We start from the raw sequence: 19,536 nt of genomic DNA, 5'->3' as shown, positions 1-19,536 counted from the left end.
GAGCCATCCCACCGCCATGAAGGTCACCGTGTTCGGGGCGACCGGCGGGGTCGGCCGGTTCGTCGTCCACCACCTGCTCGCCGACGGGCACGAGGTGACCGCCTTCGTGCGGTCGCCCGGGAAGATGGGCGACCAGCAGTACGCGGTCGAGGTCGTCGAGGCGGAGCTGTCCGACACCGACGCCGTGGCGCGGGCGGTCGACGGCGCCGACGCCGTCATCACCGCGTACGGCCCGCCCATCGACCCGTTCCTCTCGGACACCCCGCTGACCGACGGCACGCGGACGATCGTGAAGGCGATGCACGCGGCGGACGTCCGGCGCCTGGTGTCGCTGGTGACGGTGAGCGTGCCCGACCCCCGCGACCGGCCGCGTCTCCTCGACCGGCTCGTCCCGATCGGCATCGGCGTCCTCATCCCCGGCGCGCTCGCCGAGGTGCAGGGCATCCACGAGGCCGTGACCACGTCCGACCTCGACTGGACCGTCGCCCGGATGTTCGCGCCGATCGACGTCCCGGGCGGCAACCCGATCCGGTCGGGCTTCCTCGGCGTCGACCCGATCGGCGTGGAGATGGCCCGCGCCGACGTCGCGCGGTTCATGGTCGACCAGCTGACCAGCACCGCGTACCTGCACGCGTCGCCGGCGATCAGCAACTAGGTGGCCTGCGGCCAGGTGAGCACTAAAGGGGGCTATAGGCCCCTTTAGTGCTCACAGGACCGAAGGTCACATCCCGTACGTCTCCAGCAGGCGCAGCCACACCTCGGACATCGTCGGGAACGACGGGACGGCGTGCCAGAGGCGCGCCAGCGGCACCTCGCCGACGATCGCGATGGTCGCCCCGTGCACCATGTCGGCGACGTCCTGGCCGACGAAGGTCGCGCCGACGATCACCTCGCGGTCGGTGTCGACCACGATCGTCGCGAAGCCGTCGTAGCCGTCGGCGTGCAGCGACCCGCCGGCGGTGTTCCCGATCTCGTAGCTCACCGCGCGGACGTGCAACCCGGCCTGCTGCGCGGACGCCTCGGTGTGCCCGACGGCCGCGATCTGCGGGTCGGTGAAGATCACCTGCGGCACCGCGGTCTGCTCGGTCGTGGTCGCGGTCTTCGCGTAGCGGCCGCCGACCGACGCGCCCTTCGACCGGGCGACGAGCACGTCCCCGCAGATGCGGGCCTGGTACTTGCCCATGTGCGTCAGCTTCGCACCGGTCGAGGCGTCCCCCACGGCGTAGAGCCAGTCGCCCTGCACCGTCGTCGTCTCGTCGGCGTCGAGCGGCTTCCCCGGCTCCAGGCCGACGGTGTCCAGCCCGAGGTCGGCCGTCCCCGGGCGCCGGCCCGCGGCCACGAGCAGCTCCGCGCCCCGCAGTTCGGTCCCGTCGTCGAGCGAGGCCACGACTTCCGCCCCGTCCCGCTTCACCGCCGTCATCGACGTGCCCAGCCGGACGTCGACCCCGTCGGCCTCGAGCGAGGCCTGCAGCCGCCGGGCCGCCTCGGGCTCGACCCCGGGGACGAGCCGCTCGCCGTGCTGCACGACGGTCACGCGGCTGCCGAGGCGCTGGTAGGCCGTCGCCATCTCCACGCCGACGACCCCGCCGCCGAGGACCAGCAGCGAGTCCGGCACGTGCGAGGCCTGGGTGACCTCGCGGTTCGTCCAGGCGTCGACGTCGGCGATGCCGTCCACCGGCGGGTAGGTCGGCACGGACCCGGTGGCGACCACGACGTAGCGGGCGGCCACGTCCGTCGTCGTGCCGTCGGCGTGCTCCACCGCCACCGCCCGCTCACCCGTGATCCGCCCGCGACCGCGCAGCAGCGTGATGCCGGCGCCGTCGAGCCAGTCGGCCTGCCCGGAGTCGTCCGGGTTCGCGAACTGGTCGCGCCGCTCGAACACCTTGGCGGCGTCGACCGGACCGGCGTCGACGCCGGGCATGCGGTCGACCGCCGCCTTCAGGTCGACGGGGCGCAGCAGCGCCTTGGAGGGGATGCAGGCGTAGTAGGAGCACTCGCCGCCGACGAGCCCCGCCTCCACGACCGCGGCGCTCAGCCCCTGCTGGTGGGCGCGGTCGGCGACGTTCTCGCCCACCGGTCCCGCCCCGATCACCACGACGTCGACGTCCAGATCAGCCATGCTCCGCATTCTCTCCCGTCGGTCCGAACCGTTCGATCCGGATGCTCGCCTCCGGCTGCCCGGCGGACAGGAGGTGTGACTCCATCGCGAGGGTGAATCGTGCCGAGCCGCACACGAACGCGGTGGCCCCCGGGTCGGCGATCGCGGCGATGACGGCGGCGTCGAGCCGCGAGCCGCCCTTCTGCCGCGAGTACGCGACGAGCGCGCCGGCCGCCTCCAGCTCCTCGCGGTAGGGCAGGTGCTCGGCCGTCCACGCCGACACGGCGAGGTGCAGCAGCTCCGGGCGACCGACGGCGCGGGCGTGGCGCAGCATCGACACCAGCGGGGCGACCCCGCTCCCGCCGCCGATCCCGAGCGCCGGGGTCGCGCCGTCCCAGGCGAACCAGCGTCCGATCGGTCCGCGGCACTCCAGGACGTCGCCCGGCTCGACCACCTCGGCGAGGAACCCGGACACCTCGCCGTCGGGCACCTTCTCCACGTACAGCTCGACGAGGTCCTCCGCCGGGCCCGAGACCGCGGAGTAGGACCGGCTCGCCGTGTAGCCGTCCTCGGCGCGCAGGCGCAGGACGTAGTGCTGGCCGGGACGGTGGACGACCCGGTCCGGCACGTGGAGGCGCAGGATCACGCCGAGCTCGCCGTGGTGGTCGACGGAGACGACCTTCGCGTCGCGCCAGGTGGCGGCCCGCTGCGGATCAGTCGCCATCGAAGCGCTGCTCCTGCCACGGGTCCCCGCGGTGGTGGTACCCGTTGATCTCCCAGAAGCCGGGCTCGTCGTGGTCGAGGAGGGTGACCTTGGAGATCCACTTGGCGGACTTCCAGAAGTACAGGTGCGGCACGAGCATCCGGACCGGCCCGCCGTGCTCCCGCGTGAGCGGCTTGCCCTCGTGCTCCCAGACGATCCACGCCTTGCCGCCCGTGACGTCGTCGAGGGGCAGGTTGGTGCGGTAGCGCGTCGTCGACTCCTCGACCACGAACCGCGCCTCGGGCAGCGGCTGCGCGATGTCCAGCAGCGTGTCGAGGCTGATGCCGGTGAACGAGGTGTCGAGCTTCGACCAGGTCGTCACGCAGTGGATGTCGCCGCGGTAGGTGTCGGTGCCGAGGGCCTTGAGGTCCTTGAGCGACCACGACGTCGGGTTCGCGACGAGTCCGTCGATCGTCAACGTCCACCGCTCGGCGTCGACCCGACCGGTCGGCTCCGCGGTGAGCACGGGCCACGACTTCCCGACGTCGTACTGGCCCGGGGGCAGCCGCGGGTCGCGCTCTGCCTGCTTGCGTCGTCCCGTGAATCCCCGCGTGATCGCCATCGCCGGCTCCTCTCGACCTCCGCCCACCCTAGGGAGGACGGACCGGTGTCCGCGTCGGTCGAACGACGCAGGACGGGAGGATCATCCCGACGACGGGTCGCGCAGCACACTCCCGAGCTGGTGGCGTCCGCTGATCCCGAGCTTCGGGTAGGCGTGGTGCAGGTGGGACCCGACGGTGCGTGGCGAGAGGAACAGCCGCTCGGCGATCTCCCGGTTGCGCAGCCCGGAGGCTGCGAGCCGCACGATCTCGCGCTGCTGCGGGGTCAGCTCGGTGAGCGGGTCCTCGCCCGCCGCGGCGTCGCGCTGGTCCGCGGCGCCGGCCGCCCGCAGCTCGCTCCGCACCCGCTCGGCCGGGCCGGCCGCCCCGAGCGTGTCGAACGCCTCGAGCGCGGCCTCCAGCATCTCGCGGGCCTCCGAGGGCCGTCGCCGCCGACGCAGCCACTCGCCGTAGTGCAGCCGGACGCTCGCCCGCTCGACCGGCCAGTCCTGGCCCGTGGGGTCCGCGAGCGCGAGCCGGAAGTGGTGCTCGCTGTGCGCCTCGTCGCCGACGAGGGCGTCCGCGTGGTGCAGGAGCAGGCGCAGGTGGGCCGAGGGGCGCGAACCGAGCGTGGCCCGCACCCGGTCGACGACGCGGGCGACGTCCCGCCGCTCCTCGGGCCCGATGCCACCAGCTGCGGCGGCGAGCAGGGCGACGGCGCGGGGGGACAGGCCCGGGTGCAGCGGCGTGCCGTCCGGAGCGAACAGGGCGCGGAGGTGCCGGTGGGCCCGGTTCCGGTCGCCCGCCACCAGCGCGGCGTGGGCCGCCGCGGAGTGCAGCCGCAGCTGCAGGAACAGGTTGTCGGCGAGGTCGACGCGCCGGCGGGCCGCGGCCACGACGGCGTGGGCGGTGTCGGGATCGCCGCGCAGCGCCGCCAGCACCGCACGGGGCGCGGCCAGCTCGACGGCCACCCGGTCCATGCCGCGCTCGTCGGCCACCGGGGTCCAGCGGGCGATCACCGCGTCTGCCTCGCTCCAGCGGCCGTGCTCGACGAGCAGCGCGGCCAGGATCGGCACCCCGAACGCGGCCGGGCCCTCGTGGTGCATCCGGTCGTGCGCCCGGGCAAACAGGTCGACCGCGCGCCGCACGTCGTCGGCCCGGTCCGCGAGGAACCCCAGGTTCTGCAGGTCGTCCGCGGTCGCCCCGGCCCCGGCCCGTCCCTCGGCGAGCAGGCGGTCGAGCTGCTCGGCGGCCTCCCCGCGGTCGTACACGGTGGCCCGCAGCCACATCAGGTCGGCGGGCGAGTCGGCCTCGGCGAGCACCCGGCGGGCCGCGTCGGTCACCTCCGGGCGGGCCAGGACGGCGTCGGCGAGCGCACGGTGCTCGGGGACCCCGGAGAAGTCGGCGGCCAGGCGCACGAACGCGCCGAGCAGGGCGGTCCCCGCGGGGGTGGTCCGACCGATGGCCGGGACCACCTCCTGCAGCCGTCGGACGGCCTCGCGCTGGCGGGCGTGCAGCATGAGCGCCGCCGCGGCGAGCAGCGTCGTGTACACCCGCACCGTCGGGTCGTCGGTCTCCTCGCGGACGGTCGCGTGCTCCTCGGCCACCGCGTCGGCGTCGCCCGCCGCGTACGACGCCTGGAGGGCCCGGTGCCGGCGGTCGAGCCGGTCGCGCGGCTCCGGCGAGCAGTCCGCGGCCCGGCGCCAGGCGCGGGCCGCCGCCCGGGGGTCGCCACGGGACTCCGCGCGGACGGCGGACGCGGTGAGCGCCAGCGCGACGGTCTCGTCCGGCGCGAGGGAGGCGCGGGCCCGCTGCCAGGCGGCGAGGTCGGGGTCGAGGCCCGCGTCGGCGAGGGCGAGGCGGGCGGCGCGGCGCTCGGCGGCCGGGGCCGTCGCTGCGGCGGCCGCGCGGGCCAGGGGGTGCCGGAAGGAGACGACGCCGTCCTCGAGGAGGACGAGCCCCGCCCGCTCGGCGGGTCCCCACGGCCCCAGGTCGTCCGGGTCGGTCCCGGCGGCGACGTGCACGGTGGCGACGGGTTCCCCCTCGGCCACGGCCGCGTGCGTGAGCAGCCGCCGCGTGGTCCCGGACAGCTCGCGGATCGCGGCGCCGAACACGGCGTCGACGCGCCGCGACATCTCCGCGGGCCGCGCGCTGCCTGCGTCCGCGAACTCCTCCAGCGCGAGCGGATTGCCCCGACCCGCCGTCAGGACCTCGCGCCGGACGCCGTCGGCCAGCCCGGCGGCGCGACGGTCGACCACCGCCGCGGCGTCGGCTTCCGCGAGCGGTCCGAGGGACAGTGTCGGGAGGGAGGCGTCCCCGGGGAGGGGACGGACGTCGCCGCGTCCGGCCAGCACGAGCCCGATGCGGTCGACCCCGCTCAGCCGACGCGTCACGAACACGATGGCCCGCAGCGACTCCTGGTCCAGCCGGTCGGCGTCGTCCACGACGAGCAGCACCGGGTCCCGGCGGGCCGCCCGGCGCAGCAGCATCAGCGCTCCGAGGTGCAGCGCCCCGGTCGGGACCTCCGCGGCGCCCTCCAGCAGCGCGGCCGTGACGGCCGCCCGCGGGTGGGTCGGCAGCTCGTCGACGAGGTCGAGGACCGGGGACAGCAGCTGGCCGAGCGCGGCGAACGGGAGGTCGGCCTCCGCCCGGCAGCCGTCGGCGGCGAGGACGCGGACCCCGCGTTCCGCTGCGCGTCCGGCCGCGTGCGTGAGCAGGGCGGTCTTGCCGATCCCGGCCTCACCCACCACGACGACGGCGGGGCGACCGGCGACCGCAGGTCGGGTGGTGGTCGCGACGACCGTGTCGACGAGGGCGTCGAGCACCGCCAGCTCGGCGTCCCGACCGAGGAGCATCACCGGCGGCACGGGAGGAGGAGGGCCGCTCATCGGTGCTCCTCTCGTCGCCGCGCCACAGTAGTCGCGACGTCGGCCGCCGCCATCCGTCGTCGGGAGGCCGGGTCGGGGCCCGCCGTACGTCATCGCACCCCGGCCATCGGTCGGTCGACCGCTTCCGCACCGGGGAGATGGTTGCGTGGGTGAACGACCGCTAGCGTGCTCGGAGCGGGAACGGGACCGGAGGCGGCGTGACGGCAGGGGACGACCGGGGTGTGGTGCTCGACCCGGCGTGCGCGCGGCTGCTGCGCGGCCTCGCCGGCCCGCCACCGCTGCACTCGCTCGGGACCCAGGACGGCCGGCAGGCGCTGCGCGAGCTGCAGGACGACCGGCTCGAGGGACCCGGGGTCGAGGTCGAGCTGCACACCGCGCCGGTGGGCCCCGACGGGCTCGTCGCGTTCCGGGTCGTCCGCCCCGCCGGGCTGCCGGGGCCGCTGCCGACGGTGCTCCACCTGCACGGCGGGCGCTGGGTGACCGGTGACGCCGACACCCACGGCCACCTCATTCGCGCGCTCGCGGTGGGCGCCCGGGCGACCATCGTGGTCCCCGAGTTCACGCTGGTCCCCGAGGCGCGCTACCCGGTGGCGGTCGAGGAGGCGTACGCGACGCTGCTGTGGGTGGTCGAGCACGCGGCCGACCTCGGGCTCGACCCGGCCCGGGTGGCGGTGTCCGGGGACTGCACCGGGGCCACGACCGCCACCGTGCTCGCGATGCTCGTCCAGCGCCGCGGCGGACCCCGCCTGGCCGCCCAGCTGCTCTACTACCCGTGGGCGGACCCCGACTGCGACTCGGCGTCCCACCACGAGTTCGCCGACGTGCCCGTCCTCTCCCGGACCGCCGCCCGCTGGTACTGGGCGCAGTACCCGGGCTCGCCGCGGGACCTGGGCGACGCCGGGTTCGCCCCGGCCCGCGCGCGCCGCGAGGACCTCGTGGGGCTCCCGCCGACGCTGCTGGTGACCGCCGAGGTGGACGTGGTCCGCGACGAGGCCGAGGCCTACGGGCGGGCCCTGCGCGAGGCCGGCGTGGACGTGCTCGCCGTCCGCTACCTCGGGGTGATCCACGACTTCGTGACGCTGCGCCCGCTCCGGGACGTCCCCGCCGCCCGGGCCGCCCGCCGCGAGGGCGCCGCCTTCCTCGCGGACGCCCTCGCCGCCTGACCCCTGCACTTGCGTCGAGCGACCGATGCGGCGGGCGCCCGCCCGACGGGAGGGTCGGGGTCCACCCCCGGGAGAAGGAAGCCGACATGCCCTACCTGACGACGTCCGACGGCACCGAGATCTACTACACCGACCAGGGCTCGGGCCGGCCCGTCCTGCTGAGCCACGGCTGGCCCCTGTCGTCGGACGCCTGGTCGGTCGAGGTGAAGCTGCTCGCCGACCACGGCTACCGCACGATCGCGCACGACCGTCGCGGCCACGGGCGCTCGTCGAAGACGTACACCGGCAACGACATGGACACCTACGCCCGCGACGTCGCCGAGCTCGTCGAGGCGCTCGACCTGCGCGACCTCGTCCTCATCGGCCACTCCACCGGGGGCGGCGAGATGGTGCGCTACGCCGCACAGCACGGCGGCGACCGCGTCTCGAAGGTCATCACGGCCGGGGCCGTCCCGCCGGTGATGGTCAAGAAGGACTCCAACCCCGAGGGCCTGCCAATCGAGGTCTTCGACGGCATCCGGGCGGGCGTCCTGGCCGACGCGTCGCAGTTCTGGATCGACCTCGCCGAGTCCTTCTTCGGTGCCAACCGGGAGGGCAGCGCCGTCTCCGAGGGCGCCAAGCGTGACTTCTGGCGGCAGGGGATGAACGTCAACCTCGCCGCCGCGTACGACTGCATCAAGGCCTTCTCGGAGACCGACTTCACCGAGGACCTGAAGGCGCTGCGGGTGCCGATGATGATCGCCCACGGCGACGACGACCAGATCGTGCCGATCGACGACGCCGCGCGGAGGACGATCGAGCTCGTGGCGGACGGGACGCTCAAGGTCTACCCGGGGGCGCCGCACGGCATCTACGGCGAGTACCGGGCCGCGCTCGACCAGGACATCCTGGACTTCATCAAGCAGTAGACACACCGGCGCCCGTGGGGACTCCCCCACGGGCGCCGACGTATGTCCAGTGCGGGATGTTGCGCAGGTTCTGCCGGGCCATCTCGACGAGGCCGCCGACCCCGCCGGAGAGCACCGTCCTCCCGACGGCCAGGGCGAAGCCGCGGGCCTCGGCCGGCGTCACGTGCGTGGGCACCTCGAGGGCGTCCGCCGTGGTCACGACGTGCAGCAGCGCCGGCCCGTCGTGGGCGAACACGTCCCGGGCGGCCTCGCGCAGGTCACCGGGCTCGGTGACCCGGCGGGCGTGGACGCCCATCGCCGCGGCGATCGCGGCGAAGTCGACGTGGTCGTGGTCGGTCCCGAACGGCGGGTCGCCCGCGACGAGCATCTCCAGGCGGACCATGCCCAGGCTCGAGTTGTCGAACACGACGACCTTGATCGGCAGCGCGTGGGTCCGCACGGTCAGCAGCTCCCCGAGCAGCATCGCGAGCCCGCCGTCGCCCGAGAACGACACCACCTGCCGTCCGGGATGCGAGACCTGCGCCCCGACCGCGAGCGGCAGGGCGTCGGCCATCGACCCGTGCACGAACGACCCGAGGATCCGGCGGCGCCCGTTCGGGGTGATGTAGCGGGCCGCCCAGGTGCAGCACATCCCGGTGTCGACGGTGAAGACCGCGTCGTCGGCCGCGACCTCGTCGACGATCCCCTGGACGAGCGGGGTGCGCGGGACGTGATGTGGGAGGCGAGCGCGAGGACCGGTGCCCCCGAGCGGTGGGCGTCCATCACCCCCTGGAGCAGGTGGGTGTTGCCCGGCCCGCAGCTCCCCGCGCACACCGCGAGCCGGCCGGTCAGCTGGGCCTCGGCGGAGGCGGCGAACGCGGCCGCCTCCTCGTGCCGGACGTGCACCCAGTCGATCCCCCCGCGGTCGGCGCCGCCGCGGCGCCGGATCGACTCGGTCAACGCGTTCAGGCTGTCGCCCACGAGGCCGTAGATGCGGTGCACCCCGGCGTCGATCAGGGCCTCGACGAGGTCGTCGGCCGCGGTGTGGCTCACGTCGACGGCCCGTCAGCGCTCGGTGGCCCGGACCGCCTCGCGCACGACGTCGGCGGCCTCCTTGGGGTGGGAGAGCATCACCAGGTGCGAGGAGTCGAGCTCGGTGACGGTCGCGCCGGCGCGCTCGTAGCCGAACCGCTCGACGTCGGGATTGATCGTCCGGTCGGAGGTCGAGACGATGCCCCAGGACGGCTTCGCCTTCCAGGCCGCGGCCGAGGCCGGCTCGCCGAACGCGGCGGCGGCCAGGGGACGCTGGGCGACGGCGAGCACCCGGGTGGTCTCCGGGTCGACGTCGGCGGCGAAGACGTCGTGGACCTTCGCGGGGTCGACGGACACGTCGACCCCGGTCCCGCCGTCGGGCAGGGGGTACTCGGTCTGCACCAGCGCGGTCGCGAGGTCCGAGTCGGGGAAGCGGCCCTGCAGCTCACCGAGGCTCTCGCCCTCCTCGAGGGCGTAGCCGGCGAGGTAGACGAGGGCGCGGACGTTGTCCTCGGCCCCGGCGACGGTGATGACGGCGCCGCCGTAGGAGTGGCCGACGAGCACCACGTCGCCCGGGATCTGCCGCACGACGGAGGCGATGTAGGCCGCGTCGCCGTTGAGCGAGCGGTTGGGTACCGCCGGCGCGACGACGGGGAGGCCGGAGTCGAGCAGCTCCGGGATCAGCGCGCGGAAGCTCGAGGCGTCGGCGAAGGCGCCGTGGACGAGGACGACGGTGGGCGGGTTCGACATGGCGTGCTCCTCGGGTGGGGTCCGACCACCCTGCGAGCCACCGCGCCCGGCCGGTATCGGTCGGGCGACCGTTATCGGGCCTCCCCGGCGTCGGCGAGCAGCTCGCGGCGGTGGGTCACGCCGAGCTTGCGGAACGCCCGGTGCAGGTGGGTGCTGACGGTGCGCGGGGAGATGAGCAGGTGGTCGGCGATCCCGCGGTTCGACAGGCCGCGACCGGCGAGGACCACCACCTGGCGCTCCTGGGCGGTCAGGGCGCCGGCCGCCCCCGGCCGGCGGGGACGCCCGGCGGCGTCCAACTCGCGGTCGACCACGGCGTCCCACCGGGTCGGGCCGAGGGCGTCGAACAGCTCCCGCGCGTGGGCGAGCAGGCGCCGCGCGTCCCGGACCCGGCGGGCGCGGCGCAGCCGGATGCCGTGCGTGAGGGCGAGCCGGGCCCGCAGGAACGGACTGGCGAGCGGCGCGGTGTGCAGGGCCCGCTCCACGGCCGCGTCGGCCCCGGCGTCGTCCGCGAGCAGGGCGTGGGCGTAGGCGAGCTGGTCGGCCAGGTAGGGCGATCCCGTCGTCGCGACGAGGTCCTCGAGGGCCGTGAGCCCGGGCGCGAGCTCGTCGAGCCGGTCGCTGCGCAGACACGCCTCCGCCCGGTCGGCGAAGCTCCACCAGGCGACGTGGCTCCCGACGTCGAACAGCTCCCCCAGCGCGTCGGCGGCCTCGCCGGCCCGGCCCCTTGGGAGGTCGGAGGCGGCCCGGGCCACCGCGAACATGGCGCGGTGGAAGGGGGTCAGGCTCCCTGCCGGCAGCTCGGCGAGGACGCGGTGGAGCCGCGGGTGCGGGTCCCCGGGCTCCGGCCGGACGCCGTCGAGCCACGCAAGGACGATCACCGGGCCGAGCGCCCAGAAGTACTGGTGGGTCTCGCGGGCGAGCGCCTCCGCCCGCAGCGCCGTGGTCTCCGCCTCGGCGAGACGTCCGAGGAGCAGGTGGCACCAGGCCAGCGAGACGAGTGCCTGGGCCGCCGCACCACGACGGCCCTGGGCGAGCAGCGCCTCCGCGACGGCGGGCAGCTCGGCGGCCCCGAGTTCGTGGTCGAAGGCGCGGGTCGCGGCGGTGACGAGGACCCGACGGGTCTCCGGCTCGAGGTCGTCCCGGGCGAGGGCCCGGACGGCGGCCGCGACGACGACGCCGGCGTTGCGGGGCTCCTGCGAGAACGTCTGCAGCCCCATCGGCTCGTCGGGGTGCTCAGCGAAGATCGTCCGGGCGGCCGCGAGGACCGTGGCGCGGACGGTCGGTGACGAGGAGTAGGACAACCGGTGCAGCACCCGCAGGACCGGGGCCGCACGACCGTGCTCCGCAGCGCGCCGCACGTTCGCGACGAAGTCGGTCAGGCGCTCGTCCGACCAGCCCTCCGGCGCCCAGTCGTCCTGGTGCAGCAGCAGGTGCAGGACCTCGGTCCACCCGTCGTCGTCGACGGAGACCTTCGCCAGCAGCCGGTCCCCGGCGTCCCGGTCGCCCACCTCGACGGCGAGCTCGGCCGCACGGATCGCCCGCCGGGAGGCCGCGGCCGGGTCCTCGGCGCGGTCGACGGCCCGCTCCAGCAGGACCAGCGCGACCTGCGGCGCACCCCGGGCGACGGCCGCCCCGGCGACGGTCTCGAGTTCATCCGCCACCTGCTCGTCCGCGGCCACCACCTCGGAGCGGTGCCACGCCCGACGCTCCGGGTCGTGCGCGAGGACGTGGGCGAGCGCCGTGTGCGCGGCCCGCAGCGCGGGGGCCCCGGCCTGCGCCAGCACGGCCGAGCGGATGAGCGGGTGCCGGAAGCGGACCACGTCGCCCTCGACGTCGAGGATGCCGAGCGCGACCGCGGGGTGCAGGTCGTCGAGCCCGGGTGCGGCTCCGAGCACCTCCGCCCCGGCCCGCAGCGCCTCGGTCACCGACCCGCCGGTGTTCGCGGCGATCAGCAGCACCAGCGACGCCGGGATCGGCGGCAGCACCGCCACCTGGCGGGCGAAGGCCCGCTCCAGACGGCGGGTCAGCGGGGCCGACGGGCGGCCCGGTGCCACGGCCGGGTCCGGCGGACCCTGCTCGATCGCGGCGGGGAGCTCCACGAGCGCCAGCGGGTTGCCCTCCGCGAGCTCCAGGGCGCGGGCCCGGACACCCGGGCCGAGTCCGGGGTGGACCCGGTCGAGCAGGGCCTCCGCGGTCGGGACCGACAGGGCGTCGAGCACGAGCTCGTCGACGTCCTCGAACGTCGCGCCCGTCCCGGCCCGCACCGCGAGCGCGAGGTCGAAGCCCGCCGTCGGGGTCCGGCGGGCGAGGAAGTGCACCGCGGCGAGCGAGTCGGGATCGAGCCACTGGGCGTCGTCGACGACGACCACCGGGCCGCCCGCGGCCGGCGCGTCGAGCAGGGCGAAGGCGGCCAACGAGACGAGGAAGGCGGTGCGGGAGGCGTCGAGCCCGGCTTCGGGCCCCATCCCGAAGGCCGCGAGCACCGCGGTGCGCTGCGGTCCGGGCAGCGCGTCGACCCCGTCGAGGACGCCGGCGAGCAGGTGGTGCAGCGCCGCGTACGGCAGCGCGGTCTCGGACTCCGAGCCGGTGACCCGCAGGACCGGCCGGCCGCGGTCGCCCGCCCGCCGGGCCACGCGCTCGAGGACGGCCGTCTTGCCGATCCCGGGCTCGCCCACGAGGACCACCGCGGATCCACCGCCCCCGACCAGGGCGTCCAGGCGACCGAGCACGTCCGCGCGCCCGAGCAGCTCGCCCGTCGGTGCCACCGCCGCCCCACCCCTCCCCGGCCCGTCGGTCAGGGTAGTGCGGTCAGCGCGCGGCGACGGCCTCCTCGGCGGATCCGTCGGCCCGCTGCGGGTCGGCGTGCGGGTGGTTCACGAAGAGCACCGCCACGACGTTGGCCGCGAGGTCGACGACGATGCTGTCGGTCGCCAGCATGATGCCGAGGGCGACCGCGCCGAGGGCGAGCTCGTGGGGCGGCCGCTCGGGCAGTCCGGCCAGGTTGCGCAGCGCCCGGACGAGCACCGGGTACCGCGCGACGTCCTCCCGCTCCGCCACGGCGCCGACCCGGCGACCCAGGGCGCGACCGGCCTCCCGTGCCTGCCCGGCGCCCGCGACGACGGTCCGGGCGACGGGGTCGAGCAGCGGGATCATGGGGTCAGGCTCCACCGGGTGGCCGCGCGGCGGCATCGGTCATCCGACCGATACCCGGGCGGCCGGGTCCGGGGCAGCATCGCCGGCCGTGACGGTTCCCCGCTGGGACGGCGCCCTGCTCCGCGGGCCGGTCCACGGTCCCCTGCCGGTCCTGCTGCTCGTGATGACCGCGGCCACGGGGCTCGTCGACGCGGTCAGCGTCCTGGGGCTGGGCCGGGTGTTCGTCGCGAACATGACCGGGAACGTCGTGTTCCTCGGCTTCGCGGTCGCCGGCGCCCCCGGGTTCGCGCTGGCCGCCTCGCTCGCGGCTCTCGCGGGCTTCCTGGTCGGGGCGCTCGCCGGCGGGGTGCTGGTCGGCCGACGGGGGCATCGCCGTGGGCACCTCCTGCGCGACACCGCGCTCGTCGAGGGCGTCCTGATGGTGCTCGCGGTCGGACTGCTGGTCGGGGTCACGGGCACGCCGGGCAGTGCGCTCGCCTCGGCCGTCGCCGCGCTCCTCGCGGTCGCCCTCGGCCTGCAGAACGCCGTGGTGCGGCGGCTCGCGGTGCCCGACCTGACCACCACCGTCCTGACGATGACCCTCACCGGGATCGCGGCCGACGTGCGCGCGGCGGGGCGCCCCGTCGTCACCCGCCGCGTGCTCGCCGTCCTGACGATGTTCCTCGGCGCCCTGGTCGGGGCCCTGCTGGTCGGGCGGACCACCCTCGCGTGGGCGCTCGTACCGGCTCCGGTCCTGCTCGTCGTCGTGGTGGCCGTGCTCCAGGTCGCCGTGCGGCGCCCGGCCCCGTGGCAGGCGCCGCCGGCGTGAGGTGCGTCAGCTCGTGACGATGTCGCCGGTGGTCACGGTGCCGCTCACCGTGCGACCGCCGATCTGCACGGTGACCTGGTCCCGGCCGCCGGCGCGGTCCGTGACGGTCAGCGTGAACGGCACCTGCTAGCCCGCGGCGTTGACGGCGGTGCCGGTGACGGTGCCGCCGTTCGCCGTCCTCTGCACCGCCGTGATCGTCCGCGAGCTCGCCGTCGTCTCGGCGCCGTTCCCAGAGAGCGCGAACCGCCCGGACGCCTGCCCGGCCGCGGTCGCCCGCGCGTCCACCGAGAGCGAGTACCGCTTCCCGTCGGTCGCGGTCAGCGTGCCCGCCCCGCGCACGGCGACCGCGACGGCGGCCGGGACGGTGTAGGAGATCGTCACCGAGGGCGGAGCCGTGCTCAGACCGACCGTGCCGCCGGTCGGCACGAGGGAGGACCCGCCACCGCCACCGCCCCCGGACCCCGAGCGGAACGCGTACTCGCCACCGCCACCGCCACCGCCGAAGAGGCCTGCGCCGCCGCCACCGCCACCGCCGTTGATGGTCCTGTGGCCGTCACCGCCCGCACCGGCCGTACCGGGCTCTCCGCCGCTGGAGTAGTCGACGCCGCCGGCGCCGCCCGCCGACGACGTGGCTGCGCCACCTCCGTTCGGCAGCTGCCCCCGGTACGACATTCTTCCTGCTGCACCCGCGTCCCCGCCGTCACCCGTACCGGGATCGGGGTTGTCCGAACCCCCTCCTCCGCCCCCGGCGGCGACGAGGAGACGGGAGCTCAGGCTGTCCGCGGCCGAGCGCGACACCGACCGCACGTCGGACGCCCCGCCACCGCCCCCGCCGTAGATGTTTGCGCCGGAACCCCCGCCGTTGAAGCCCCCGGCCGTCGCGTCCCTGGCTGTCCCCGACGGGCTCTGACCCGGCCCGCCGACCTGGACGTAGAGCGTCGAGCCCGGTGTCAGACCGGAGATCACCCCCGCTGCCGAGGCACCCCGACCGCCCATGCCTCCGGCATTGCTCTCCAGGCCCTGGAAGCCGTCGCCGCCCGCGCCTCCGACGGCCGTGACCCGGACCGAGGTCACACCCGTCGGGACCGTGAACGTCTGCTCGCCCCCGGTGGAGGCGTACGAGCACGTCACCGTCTGCCCGGCCTGCGTGCACCCGTCCGGCAGGACCGTCGGTGCGGCGAGTGCCATTCCCGCACCGGCCACCGTCAACGACGCCGCCAGAGCCACGGACAGCAACGACCTACGACCCACGACCACTCCCAGAACTCCGAACGGGCCAACGGCCACAGCAAGCCACACCCGCCGTCGGGAAGACCTAGGGAAAACACCCAGGGTCCGCCGAGGGACCGCTCCGCTGCGCCGGAGCGCCGAGGAGCAGGATCGACGGCGTTCACCTGCGAGCGCCGAGAGGACCACCATGACCGGGATCGAGCTACCCGACAGCCCCGACGACCTGCCCGCCGACGACCGGGACTCCGTGGACGACACCTCCCACGAGCAGCTCCAGGAGGCGGACCTGCTCGACGGGGACGCCCCGGAGCGCGATCCCGAGGACCCGCTCGACGCCGGGTGGATCCCGAACGAGCGCACGCGCGGCGTCGACGCCTGGGGCGTCACGCAGCGCGAGGAGGAGGACGGGGAGCCGCTCGACGGCCGCCTCCGGCGCGAGATCCCCGAGGACCCCGACGACCTCGGGTCCGACGGGCTGGGCGACGCGAGCGACACCGACGGCGAGCTCTACGACGACGAGGTCGGGAACGCCCGGTCCGGACGGCTGGTGCTGCGCGACGAGGGCGACGAGGGCTACGCCGACGACGTGGGCGTCGACGGCGCGGGCGCCAGTGCCGAGGAGGCCGCGATGCACGTGGTCGGTCAGGACGAGGGCTGAGTCTTCCTTTCTGACAGGGCGTCCTGTCAGGATGGCGGCATGGCCACCCGCACCTTCCAGGGCGCGAGCGCCGAGGAGCGTGCGGCCGAGCGCCGCGGGCGCCTGCTCGACGCCGCCCTGGACGTGGTGGGCGAGCGCGGGGTCGCCGACTTCACGATGACGGCGGTGTGCCGCGCGGCCGGGCTGACCGAGCGCTACTTCTACGAGTCGTTCGCCCGGCGGGAGGACCTGCTCGCCGCCCTGTTCGAGGCCACCTCGGACACCGCGCTCCGGCTGGCCGAGCAGGCGGCCGCGGCGGTCCCGGTGCCCGATCTCGAAAATCGCGCACGGGCCGCGGTCCGCGCGACGGTGACGCTGTTGGCCCGCGACGCCCGGTCGGCCCGGCTCTACCGCGAGGCGGTCGGGCACCCGGTCCTCGCCGCCCGTCGTCAGGACACCGTGGCCGCCTTCGCGGCGTTCCTCGCCCGCCTGATCGTCGAGGCGCGACCACACCTGTCGCCCGACGACCTCGACGTCACGACGGTGCTGCTCACCGCCGGCATCGTCGACGCCGTCGGTTTCTGGCTGGACGGCCGCCTCGCCGTCGACGCCGAGCACCTCGTCACGCGCTGCGCCCACCTCGTGGTGGCCGCCGCCGACTTCCCGGAGGAACGATGACGGCACCGCTGGCCCACCGGATCCAGAGCGGCCTGGCCGCAGCCACGAGCCGGGTGCCGTCCGCGACGGCACCGCTCGCACCGCCCCCACCGGGGAGCGGCCTGGAGGCGGTCCCCGGTGACTTCGGCACGCCCGTCGTCGGGAGGTCCCTGGAGTTCGCCGCGGACATGCTGGGCTTCGGGCGGCAGCGGTACGAGCAGTTCGGGCCCGTGTCCTGGACCGGGGCCTTCGGACGCCGGATGGTGTCGGTGCTCGGGCCGGACGCGCTCGGCCAGGTGCTCGTCAACAAGGACAAGTACTTCGGCAACGCCGACGGCTGGGGCTTCTTCATCGGCCCCTTCTTCCGCCGGGGTGTGATGCTTCTCGACTTCGAGGAGCACCGCACCCACCGGCGCATCCTGCAGGAGGCGTTCACCCGCGACCGGCTCGGCGAGTACCTCGAGGTGATGAACCCGCGCATCCGGCGCAGCCTCGACGACTGGACCACCGGCGACGGCATCCGTATCTACGACCGCATCAAGCAGATGACCCTCGACATCGGGACCGAGGTGTTCGTCGGCGACGAGCTCGGCCCGCGGGCCGACCGGGTCAACCGGGCCTTCGTCGACACCGTCCACGCGGGGGTCGCGGTCGTCCGGGCGCCGGTGCCGGGCGGCTCCTGGAAGCGGGGGCTCGACGGGCGGAAGGTGCTCGAGGACTACTTCACCGCGCAGATCCCGGCCAAGCGGGCCGGCGACGGTCGGGACATGTTCAGCGTGCTCTGCCGCGCCCGCAGCGACGAGGGCGAGACGTTCTCCGACGACGACGTCGTCAACCACATGATCTTCCTGCTGATGGCCGCGCACGACACGTCGACGATCACGCTGTCGATGATGAGCTACCTGCTCGCGAAGAACCCCCAGTGGCAGGAGAAGCTGCGCGAGGAGTCGTTCGCGCTGGACTCCGACGACCTGACCGGCGCCGAGCTGGACTCCCTGGTCTCGCTGGACCTCGCCATGCGCGAGACGCTGCGGATGTACGCGCCGGTCGGGCAGCTCGCCCGCGTCACCGTTCGCGACGCCGAGCTGCAGGGCTTCCACATCCCTGCCGGCACGCTGATGTCCCTCGGCATCCACGCCTCGCAGCGCATGGAGCCGTGGTGGAACCGGCCGGACGAGTTCGACCCCGACCGCTTCGCCCCGGAGCGCGCCGAGGACAAGTCCCACCGGTTCGCCTGGATCCCGTTCGGCGGCGGGGTCCACAAGTGCATCGGCCTGCACTTCGGCGGCATGGAGGTCAAGGCGATCATGCACGCGATGCTGCGCCGCTTCCGCTGGTCGGTGCCGGACGACTACGTGATGCCGATCGGCCTGACGACGGGTCCGACGCCGGCCGACCACCTGCCGCTGCGCCTCGAGCGGCTGTAACTTCCCCGGACGTGCGCGACGCCGATCTCGTCCACCTCCGCCGCTGTGTCGACCTGGCCCGCGAGGCCCTGGAGGCCGGTGACGAGCCGTTCGGGTCGGTGCTGGCCGGCGCGGACGGGACGGCGCTCGCGGAGGACCGGAACCGGGTGAACACCGGGTCCGACGCGACGCTGCACCCGGAGTTCGCCCTCGCGCGGTGGGCGGCGGAGACGCTGCCGGCGGCGGACCGGCCGGGCGCGACCGTGTACACCTCCGGGGAGCACTGCGCGATGTGCTCGGCCGCGCACGCCTGGGTCGGGCTCGGCCGGATCGTGTACGCGAGCTCGTCGGCGCAGCTCACCGGGTGGCTCGCCGAGTTCGGGGCGGGACCCGGCCCGGTGGCGCCGCTGCGGGTGCAGGACGTCGCGCCCGGCGTCGTGGTGGAGGGGCCGGCACCGGGTCTCGACGAGGAGGTCCGCGAGCTGCACCGCCGTCTCCACGGACGCGGGTGACCCGGGTCGCCGTGTCACGCGGACCACTTCGCGGTGTGGCGCCGGGGGCCGACAGGCATCCTCCGGTGGTCGCCCCAGCGCTGCGGCCGATGACGAGACCCGCGCTGGAGATGGTGGTGATGGCGATGCCGACGACTTCCGTGCCCTGGATGGGCAACCGCGTCGTGATGTGGGACATCGAGGACACCGAGCTGACCGCGCTCGAGTGGCGACGCCCCTACAACGGCGTGACCCGCGGCTTCCGGGTCCTCGGCGCCGAGGAGCTCGCGCTGGTCTGCCAGGCCGTCGAGGAGGCGACCGCGGAGCTCCGCCCGGCGCCGCGGCTCGACGACGTCGCCGGCCGTCCGCTGGACCTCGAGACGTTCCTGGAGGAACTGCTCGAGAGGTGACTCCGTCCCGTGAGTACTAATCCGTGTCCAGGCACGGATTAGTACTCACAGGTCCGCTAGGACACCTCGTAGGTCGGCGTGATCGTGGCGCGGCCGATGGAGTGGAAGAACAGGTTGAAGCCCAGGAACGCCGGGCTCCCGTCCTCCCCCACGCCGAGGTCCTCCACGTCGACGGCGTGGACCACGAAGAAGTACCGGTGCGGCCCGTGCCCGGCGGGCGGGGCGGCGCCGATGAACCGGTGCGCGCCGGCGTCGTTCGCCAGCGTGATCGCACCCTCGGGGAGCAGGCCCTTGTCCGGGTTGCCCGCGTCGGTGGGCAGCGAGGTGGTCGACACCGGGATGCCGGTGACCGCCCAGTGCCAGAACCCGCTGGCCGTCGGGGCGTCCGGGTCGTAGCAGGTGACCGCGAAGCTCTTCGTGCCCTCGGGGAAGCCCGACCACTCGAGCTGCGGCGAGACGTCCTCCCCGCCGGCTCCCATGATGCCGCTGACCAGCGAGTTCGGTACCGGCTGACCGTCGGTGACGTCGGTGGAGGTCACCTGGAAGGTGGCCACCTCGGGCAGGAAGCTGTACGGGTCCGGCGGCTGGGGCGCCACGGGGTCCTCCTCGGTCGGTCGTGGACGG

The 19,536-nt window shown here is 75.1% G+C and carries 18 protein-coding genes and 1 pseudogene; 9 read left to right on the top strand and 10 right to left on the bottom strand.

All coding sequences use genetic code 11. From position 1 onward, the window contains the following. Window positions 1-16 precede the first annotated feature (16 nt). Window positions 17-655, top strand: coding sequence for an NAD(P)-dependent oxidoreductase (locus BJ983_RS24265; RefSeq protein WP_179796150.1), 639 nt, complete (start codon window positions 17-19; stop codon window positions 653-655). Window positions 656-721: 66 nt separating this feature from the next. Here BJ983_RS24265 and BJ983_RS24260 read toward each other — a convergent pair whose 3' ends face one another. The 4 genes from BJ983_RS24260 to BJ983_RS24245 form a co-directional block, all read right to left on the bottom strand. Next, a complete protein-coding gene (locus BJ983_RS24260; RefSeq protein WP_179796149.1) occupies window positions 722-2,119 on the bottom strand; it encodes a dihydrolipoyl dehydrogenase family protein in 1,398 nt (465 codons plus the stop codon). Continuing rightward, on the bottom strand, window positions 2,112-2,822 hold the full coding sequence (locus BJ983_RS24255) for an FAD-binding oxidoreductase (protein WP_179796148.1): 711 nt from the start codon (window positions 2,820-2,822) through the stop codon (window positions 2,112-2,114). The genes BJ983_RS24260 and BJ983_RS24255 overlap by 8 nt, the downstream gene beginning before the upstream one ends. Beyond that, a complete protein-coding gene (locus tag BJ983_RS24250; RefSeq protein ID WP_179796147.1) occupies window positions 2,812-3,423 on the bottom strand; it encodes a sulfite oxidase-like oxidoreductase in 612 nt (203 codons plus the stop codon). The genes BJ983_RS24255 and BJ983_RS24250 overlap by 11 nt, the downstream gene beginning before the upstream one ends. 81 nt (window positions 3,424-3,504) lie before the next feature. Further along, on the bottom strand, window positions 3,505-6,288 hold the full coding sequence (locus BJ983_RS24245) for a helix-turn-helix transcriptional regulator (protein ID WP_179796146.1): 2,784 nt from the start codon (window positions 6,286-6,288) through the stop codon (window positions 3,505-3,507). Between the two features lie 197 nt (window positions 6,289-6,485). On the opposite strand from BJ983_RS24245, the gene BJ983_RS24240 reads away from it, so the two are divergent. Both BJ983_RS24240 and BJ983_RS24235 read left to right on the top strand, forming a co-directional pair. Further along, on the top strand, window positions 6,486-7,451 hold the full coding sequence (locus tag BJ983_RS24240; RefSeq protein ID WP_343054336.1) for an alpha/beta hydrolase: 966 nt from the start codon (window positions 6,486-6,488) through the stop codon (window positions 7,449-7,451). Window positions 7,452-7,537: 86 nt separating this feature from the next. Next, complete coding sequence (locus BJ983_RS24235; RefSeq protein ID WP_179796145.1) at window positions 7,538-8,359, top strand: alpha/beta fold hydrolase; 822 nt, start codon at window positions 7,538-7,540, stop codon at window positions 8,357-8,359. On the opposite strand, the pseudogene BJ983_RS24230 reads toward BJ983_RS24235, so the two are convergent. From BJ983_RS24230 to BJ983_RS24215, 4 genes and pseudogenes are all read right to left on the bottom strand, one after another. After that, window positions 8,349-9,391, bottom strand: a pseudogene (locus tag BJ983_RS24230) (thiamine pyrophosphate-dependent enzyme). The gene BJ983_RS24235 and the pseudogene BJ983_RS24230 overlap by 11 nt on opposite strands. Window positions 9,392-9,403: 12 nt before the next feature. Continuing rightward, on the bottom strand, window positions 9,404-10,120 hold the full coding sequence (locus BJ983_RS24225; RefSeq protein WP_179796144.1) for an alpha/beta fold hydrolase: 717 nt from the start codon (window positions 10,118-10,120) through the stop codon (window positions 9,404-9,406). A 71-nt stretch (window positions 10,121-10,191) separates the two neighbouring features. Further along, window positions 10,192-12,885 (bottom strand): AAA family ATPase, encoded by a 2,694-nt coding sequence (locus BJ983_RS24220; protein ID WP_179796143.1) that lies wholly within the window; start codon window positions 12,883-12,885, stop codon window positions 10,192-10,194. A gap of 43 nt (window positions 12,886-12,928) precedes the next feature. After that, window positions 12,929-13,273: a hypothetical protein gene (locus BJ983_RS24215; protein WP_179796142.1), complete on the bottom strand. Its 345-nt coding sequence runs from the start codon at window positions 13,271-13,273 to the stop codon at window positions 12,929-12,931. An 88-nt stretch (window positions 13,274-13,361) separates the two neighbouring features. Here BJ983_RS24215 and BJ983_RS24210 point away from each other — a divergent pair, with 88 nt between their 5' ends. After that, window positions 13,362-14,081 carry a YoaK family protein gene (locus BJ983_RS24210; RefSeq protein WP_343054335.1) on the top strand — a complete coding sequence of 240 codons (720 nt, stop codon included), beginning with the start codon at window positions 13,362-13,364 and terminating at the stop codon, window positions 14,079-14,081. A 126-nt stretch (window positions 14,082-14,207) separates the two neighbouring features. Here the strand turns inward: BJ983_RS24210 and BJ983_RS24205 are convergent, their stop codons facing one another. After that, a complete protein-coding gene (locus tag BJ983_RS24205; protein ID WP_179796140.1) occupies window positions 14,208-15,269 on the bottom strand; it encodes a glycine-rich protein in 1,062 nt (353 codons plus the stop codon). Window positions 15,270-15,498: 229 nt separating this feature from the next. Between BJ983_RS24205 and BJ983_RS24200 the strand changes: the two genes are divergently transcribed. From BJ983_RS24200 to BJ983_RS24180, 5 genes are all read left to right on the top strand, one after another. Further along, window positions 15,499-15,969, top strand: coding sequence for a DUF5709 domain-containing protein (locus BJ983_RS24200; protein ID WP_179796139.1), 471 nt, complete (start codon window positions 15,499-15,501; stop codon window positions 15,967-15,969). A 39-nt stretch (window positions 15,970-16,008) separates the two neighbouring features. Beyond that, complete coding sequence (locus BJ983_RS24195; RefSeq protein ID WP_179796138.1) at window positions 16,009-16,626, top strand: TetR/AcrR family transcriptional regulator; 618 nt, start codon at window positions 16,009-16,011, stop codon at window positions 16,624-16,626. Further along, on the top strand, window positions 16,623-18,032 hold the full coding sequence (locus tag BJ983_RS24190; RefSeq protein WP_179796137.1) for a cytochrome P450: 1,410 nt from the start codon (window positions 16,623-16,625) through the stop codon (window positions 18,030-18,032). The genes BJ983_RS24195 and BJ983_RS24190 overlap by 4 nt, the downstream gene beginning before the upstream one ends. Before the next feature lie 11 nt (window positions 18,033-18,043). After that, window positions 18,044-18,523, top strand: coding sequence for a deaminase (locus BJ983_RS24185; protein ID WP_179796136.1), 480 nt, complete (start codon window positions 18,044-18,046; stop codon window positions 18,521-18,523). Between the two features lie 89 nt (window positions 18,524-18,612). After that, window positions 18,613-18,912, top strand: coding sequence for a hypothetical protein (locus BJ983_RS24180; protein WP_179796135.1), 300 nt, complete (start codon window positions 18,613-18,615; stop codon window positions 18,910-18,912). Window positions 18,913-18,968: 56 nt separating this feature from the next. On the opposite strand, the gene BJ983_RS24175 is transcribed toward BJ983_RS24180, so the two are convergent. Next, the gene (locus BJ983_RS24175; RefSeq protein WP_179796134.1) at window positions 18,969-19,508 is read right to left on the bottom strand and encodes a YbhB/YbcL family Raf kinase inhibitor-like protein; all 540 of its coding nucleotides are present in this window, start codon (window positions 19,506-19,508) and stop codon (window positions 18,969-18,971) included. Between the last annotated feature and the right edge of the window lie 28 nt (window positions 19,509-19,536).

It is taken from the genome of Actinomycetospora corticicola, assembly GCF_013409505.1.
GTDB lineage: Bacteria > Actinomycetota > Actinomycetes > Mycobacteriales > Pseudonocardiaceae > Actinomycetospora > Actinomycetospora corticicola.
This window is presented reverse-complemented; position numbering and strand designations above follow the sequence as displayed.

What these genes read in the sequence shown, in the direction of transcription:
- BJ983_RS24265 (WP_179796150.1), top strand. Translation starts at nt 17, where the DNA reads ATGAAGGTCACCGTGTTCGGGGCGACCGGCGGGGTCGGCCGGTTCGTC.
- BJ983_RS24260 (WP_179796149.1), bottom strand. Translation starts at nt 2,119, where the DNA reads ATGGCTGATCTGGACGTCGACGTCGTGGTGATCGGGGCGGGACCGGTG.
- BJ983_RS24255 (WP_179796148.1), bottom strand. Translation starts at nt 2,822, where the DNA reads ATGGCGACTGATCCGCAGCGGGCCGCCACCTGGCGCGACGCGAAGGTC.
- BJ983_RS24250 (WP_179796147.1), bottom strand. Translation starts at nt 3,423, where the DNA reads ATGGCGATCACGCGGGGATTCACGGGACGACGCAAGCAGGCAGAGCGC.
- BJ983_RS24245 (WP_179796146.1), bottom strand. Translation starts at nt 6,288, where the DNA reads ATGAGCGGCCCTCCTCCTCCCGTGCCGCCGGTGATGCTCCTCGGTCGG.
- BJ983_RS24235 (WP_179796145.1), top strand. Translation starts at nt 7,538, where the DNA reads ATGCCCTACCTGACGACGTCCGACGGCACCGAGATCTACTACACCGAC.
- BJ983_RS24225 (WP_179796144.1), bottom strand. Translation starts at nt 10,120, where the DNA reads ATGTCGAACCCGCCCACCGTCGTCCTCGTCCACGGCGCCTTCGCCGAC.
- BJ983_RS24215 (WP_179796142.1), bottom strand. Translation starts at nt 13,273, where the DNA reads ATGATCCCGCTGCTCGACCCCGTCGCCCGGACCGTCGTCGCGGGCGCC.
- BJ983_RS24205 (WP_179796140.1), bottom strand. Translation starts at nt 15,269, where the DNA reads ATGGCACTCGCCGCACCGACGGTCCTGCCGGACGGGTGCACGCAGGCC.
- BJ983_RS24200 (WP_179796139.1), top strand. Translation starts at nt 15,499, where the DNA reads ATGACCGGGATCGAGCTACCCGACAGCCCCGACGACCTGCCCGCCGAC.
- BJ983_RS24195 (WP_179796138.1), top strand. Translation starts at nt 16,009, where the DNA reads ATGGCCACCCGCACCTTCCAGGGCGCGAGCGCCGAGGAGCGTGCGGCC.
- BJ983_RS24190 (WP_179796137.1), top strand. Translation starts at nt 16,623, where the DNA reads ATGACGGCACCGCTGGCCCACCGGATCCAGAGCGGCCTGGCCGCAGCC.
- BJ983_RS24180 (WP_179796135.1), top strand. Translation starts at nt 18,613, where the DNA reads ATGACGAGACCCGCGCTGGAGATGGTGGTGATGGCGATGCCGACGACT.